This window comes from Prochlorococcus marinus str. MIT 9201, from assembly GCF_000759955.1.
Classification (GTDB): Bacteria; Cyanobacteriota; Cyanobacteriia; order PCC-6307; family Cyanobiaceae; genus Prochlorococcus_A; species Prochlorococcus_A marinus_G.
This window is the reverse complement of sequence record NZ_JNAL01000020.1, coordinates 1-4,803: the sequence shown is the minus strand read 5'-3', so window position 1 is coordinate 4,803 and position 4,803 is coordinate 1. Positions and strand designations below refer to the sequence as shown.

7 protein-coding genes are annotated in these 4,803 nt (G+C 31.4%); 4 read left to right on the top strand and 3 right to left on the bottom strand.

Features of this window, described 5'->3' with window-relative positions:
- Positions 1-410 precede the first annotated feature (410 nt).
- Positions 411-794: a DUF1499 domain-containing protein gene (locus tag EU95_RS00010; RefSeq protein WP_032523104.1), complete on the bottom strand. Its 384-nt coding sequence runs from the start codon at positions 792-794 to the stop codon at positions 411-413.
- 851 nt (positions 795-1,645) lie between these two features.
- Here EU95_RS00010 and EU95_RS00015 point away from each other — a divergent pair.
- The gene (locus EU95_RS00015) at positions 1,646-1,894 is read left to right on the top strand and encodes a hypothetical protein (protein ID WP_032523103.1); all 249 of its coding nucleotides are present in this window, start codon (positions 1,646-1,648) and stop codon (positions 1,892-1,894) included.
- 85 nt (positions 1,895-1,979) lie between these two features.
- Positions 1,980-2,126, top strand: a complete 147-nt coding sequence (locus EU95_RS10035; protein ID WP_193742508.1) for a hypothetical protein — start codon at positions 1,980-1,982, stop codon at positions 2,124-2,126.
- Here EU95_RS10035 and EU95_RS00020 read toward each other — a convergent pair whose 3' ends face one another.
- Positions 2,127-2,912, bottom strand: coding sequence for a metal ABC transporter permease (locus EU95_RS00020; protein WP_032523102.1), 786 nt, complete (start codon positions 2,910-2,912; stop codon positions 2,127-2,129).
- 17 nt (positions 2,913-2,929) lie between these two features.
- Between EU95_RS00020 and EU95_RS00025 the strand changes: the two genes are divergently transcribed.
- Positions 2,930-3,364, top strand: coding sequence for a Fur family transcriptional regulator (locus tag EU95_RS00025; protein ID WP_032523100.1), 435 nt, complete (start codon positions 2,930-2,932; stop codon positions 3,362-3,364).
- A 13-nt stretch (positions 3,365-3,377) separates the two neighbouring features.
- On the opposite strand, the gene EU95_RS00030 is transcribed toward EU95_RS00025, so the two are convergent.
- Positions 3,378-4,148, bottom strand: a complete 771-nt coding sequence (locus tag EU95_RS00030) for an ABC transporter ATP-binding protein (protein WP_032523099.1) — start codon at positions 4,146-4,148, stop codon at positions 3,378-3,380.
- Positions 4,149-4,284: 136 nt separating this feature from the next.
- Between EU95_RS00030 and EU95_RS0109265 the strand changes: the two genes are divergently transcribed.
- A partial coding sequence (locus EU95_RS0109265) for a metal ABC transporter solute-binding protein, Zn/Mn family (RefSeq protein WP_032523098.1) occupies positions 4,285-4,803 on the top strand: 519 nt, incomplete at its 3' end.

Sequence of the window (4,803 nt, the reverse complement as noted above, 5' to 3'; positions counted from 1 at the left end):
TTTTTTGGTCAATCAAACTAATCAAAGGGATCATGAAATTTACATTTATTCCAACAGTGCACCATGTGTAAATAATAAGAAAAAATATTTTGATAAATAAATTAGGTGGTAAGGTGAAAAATATTTTGAAAAATCCTCCAATAAATAATACCAATATTCCCATCAGAAAAAGACCTTTGATTATCCATTTAAGTCCATTTTTATTAATGTTTATATAAAACCAGAAAAAAACAAAACTAGATAACAATAAATATATATAATTTATGATCATCTTTTTAGAGAAAATTTTACAAATTTGCCATTATCAAGGCATGATGACAATTATTACTTTTATATCTGCTAATTTTTTTTAAAAATGGAAAAGTTATACAAAAAAATATAAAAATGAATTATTTTATTTAATTTTTATCTTAAAACATTTTCGATTTTAGTAAATCAACTCTTTTTTGATTTACTCCCAAATCACTTTCTCCAACTCTTGATTCTGATCTTATTGATAAGATATTTGATTCAGGTAAAAAGGATACTTCTAAATCGTCTACATACTTCATCCATTTACTGGTTGCCTCAGCATGAAGATAATCGCCATCAATTTCTACGATCTCAGTTCTAGGAGTTTTTTCTATAAATATTTTAATCTTTTCAAAAGGTTCCTCAATATTTTTAACTTCCCATTCCTCTCTTACACAATGAGCAATCTCTACACATGGTTTTAGTTCTACATGTGAGGCAAATGATGAAGATGGGAATAAAAAGCTTGAACAAATTAAAATTGCTAGAAAAAGTATTTTCATTAACAGAGAGATTCAACAAGTCATAATCTAACGAATCAAATTACTAATTTGTAATGACATCCCTAATTATTTTTATAGAAACCATATATGTTTTTATGTTCAGGAGTTAATACCTTTTAATAAACAAAAAAAAAGATCTCTCTGAGAGAGATCTTTTAAAACTGATTTAAATCAAGTGTTTCCTTGTTTCCACTGAAATAAATCAGTTTCTCCTACACACATGCTTAATATCACATCTAAATTCAAAAAATGGAATCCATCGTAGACCTCTATTTTAACTGTCACATCCATAAAAATGCAAAAAGTACTCAAACATTGCGGTCGAGTACTTTTAAAGTTATCAGAAAAAGTGTGTGAGGAGTTTCTGATATATTTAATCTACTCTTTAGGTAATTTAAAAGGCTACAGTATAAATTACTAATTATTTAAATCTTTCAGAAAAATTGGCCGTTGATGAATAAAAATAATCAAAAACATAAATAATTCATGAAAAGCATTTACAAAAAAATCATTTTTATTATTTCGGCAATTGCTCTTTTTTCAGTGATAGCAGGTGTTGTCAAATATTCGCTTACTTACATTGAAAATAATCCCGAAAAATACTTACCTACACAAAAGTAAGACAAAAATTAAGTATAAATTCACTTCTAATAATCTATAAATTGTCTTAAATATGTTCTACATAAACAGATTGAGTCATGAAAATCAAAAATACTTCGGTTCTTAATCAGAATAATGTGCATTTAAGTCAATTTAAAAATAAGCATAAATATCAAATACTTGAGAATTACTGGAAGAAAAGAAAGAAAGAGTGTGAAAAAAATCTTTCAAAATTTTGCTAACTGATAATTATGAATTTTATTTTTTCTTTTTTATTAGCTTCTGTGATGTGGGTACAAGTTCCTCAATGGGAAGCTGACTGGTCAAAATGTGCTGTAGATATTCCCGATTCATCATGTCACTGGTACGTTGCAGCTCCTGGTAATACCTTTGGGGAAGGTTTTAATTGGGAAAATGCTCCTTGGTTTGATGCTAATGGATTGCAGGATGTAGCAAAGATTGCGAAAAAATCTGTAGTAGAAAAGCTCCAAAATAACTAAAGTTTCTATTTCATCAATTATCTTTTAAAAGTATTTAAATCTAGTGGCTTAATGGTTAACTTTTGATTAATTGAAAAAAATTTTTATGCGTTTCAAAGTAATTCTCAAAAAAAATGGAAAAGAATTTGATGAAGTTGTTATAGCTAATAATAAAAAAGAGGCTATGAAAGTAGCTTTACAAAACAATCCAGAAGCTCAAGCATTAAACTCTGACTGGACATTTAAAATATAATTATTTGCGAAGCTTAGGAATTAAAAGAGATGCAACGCAAATAACACTAATTGCAGGCCCAGGCGAAAGATTAAAGACTATAGAGAGAATAAATCCCAGAAGTGAGATGCATAATCCATAAAATGATGACCTCATCATTGCAATTCTTAAACTATGAGCCTTATTTAGCCCTAACAAAGTTGGCGTAGAAAGAAGAGCAATTACAAGAATTACTCCTACTGCTGACATTGAACTAACAATTACTAATGCCGTTGTAAAACTTAGAGCCAGATTTAATAAAGAAACGTTTATACCACTCGCGGATGCACCTTCTGGATCCAATCCCACATAAACAACCTTTTGATATCCAAAAGTCATTAAAATTATAAATACTAAAAAAGCAATAATTGTTCTAAGTAAATCTCCAAAATTTGCTGTCAATAAATCACCAAATAATACTGCCTCCAAGTCGATCCTTATTCCGAGTAAGGGGATTATAAGGACTCCAAACCCAAGCATTCCAGCAAGAATAGTATTCATAACTGCTTCATAGTTTTCACTTTTTCTATTAGTTAAACTTTCCACAATCACAGAGCCTAAAAGACCACTGATAACACCACCAATTGAAGGATGAATTCCAAGCGCTAAGGCTAAAGCAAGTCCAGGTAAAACACAATGAGAGATTAAATTAACTTGTAATAATCTCTTATGAGTGATTAATACAGTTCCCATTGCTGGACATAACATCCCTGAGAAAATAGTTATTATTAATGGGACAAGCCACCAGCTGTTATTAATAAAAGACATTATTCGAATGATTCGGTATGATCAAAAATACGGGACAAAAAAAGATTTCGAAAACAATGGTAACTAAGTCCGACATTACCAAAAGACAAGAACAACTTCTTGAAGAACTTAATAAATGTGAGGATGAACTGAGCGGGCAAGAGTTGCATAGACAATTGATTGAAAGCGGAAAAGCTATGGGACTGACTACTGTTTATAGGAATCTTCAAGTTCTGATAAAGCATGGATTAATACGTTCTAGACATCTCCCAACAGGAGAGGTTCTTTATACTCCCGTAGATAGAGACATTCATCATTTGACCTGTGTTCAATGTGGTGAGACATCAAAAATGGAAGGGTGCCCCGTAAAAGATATACATACACCCAAAACAAATTCAAAGAAATTCCAATTGTTGTTTCATACCCTCGAATATTTTGGGCTTTGCCAAAACTGTTATCAAGCTCAGAATTAAAAAGGAACATTTTCTAATCGCAGAAATTATTTTCTTTTATGGAACTAATGTTTATTGCATCTAATTTATCTTTTATTAGATTAGGACTACCAACTGCCAAAACACTTTTATCAAGAACTATTACTTGATCATAATTATTTAGAGACTCGCCCCAATCATGACTACTTACGAGCAAAGAAAGACCAGCATCTGCGAGTTGACGAACAATTTTTAGAAAATCCTCTTTTGCGGGGGGATCCAATGCCGCACAAGGTTCATCCAGAAGAAATATTTTTGCAGGAGACATAAGAGTTTTTGCTAATAGAGCTCTTTGTTGCTGTCCTCCTGAAAGAGAATCGAGTCTTCTATTAGCCAAATTTGCAATGCCTACTCTTTGCAATGTCGCCTCTAATTCACAACATTTATTAATCCAAGAATTAGGATATGCTAGGAGAGTTTTCATTTGAAAGGGGTTATTACTTCTTGATTTTGAATACTTAATTTGACCAAGAGATACCAATTTTTCAACTGTAATGGGAAACTTCCAATTCATAGAACTTCTTTGAGGCATAAGTGCCACTAGAGATCTAGATCTATATAAATTTTCACCGTCAATTTTTATTTCTCCTACATCTGCGGTATTTTGTCCTTGCAATATTCTCAAAAGAGTGGATTTACCTGCCCCGTTTGGACCAACTAACGCTGTTAAAGTTCCAGGCTTAATCTCAACCGATACCTTGTTTAAAACTGGCTTACTTTTTTTCGTGTATGCAAATGTTAAATTTTCAGCGACTAAAGTAGCCATTAATTAATCTTTAAAAAAAGTCACTTTACAAGCTTACCAATAATACAAGCTGTGTATTATTTTCATAACATTTGATACCGACTCTTGTCAGAAAGAGTGAAAATGATTATCATTTTTAGGTATTCTTAAATTTTTTATGTCAATTTTTAAAAGACTTTTAACAAATAAAACAAGTTCAAGTAGGTCAATAATTAAAAACTCAGTAATAGCTGGAACGATTATATTTTCTGGTTTTGGGCAGGATGTCATGGCTAAAGGAAAGTCATATGTTGCAGTAGAACCACTAGTTTGCGATTTAGTTAAATCAATTGCATTAACTTCTGACGAAGTTACTTGCTTAGTAGATAGAAAACAGGATGTTCATGACTTAAAGATCAATCCAAGGCAAGCTCAATTACTGAATAAAGCAGACAAAGTATTTACTCTTGGTAAAGAAATGACTCCAAGCATGAGAAATTGGGAAAATAAAAAGAATACTGTTGTTGTAGGTGTTAGTGCAATAGACGTAGACGATCATTCTGATCATGGAGGTCATGATGATCATTCAGACCATGGTGGACATGATGATCATGCTAAACATTCAGCTAAGGTAGATGATCATTCTGATCATGGAGGTCATGATGATCATTCAGACCATGGTGGACATGATGATCAT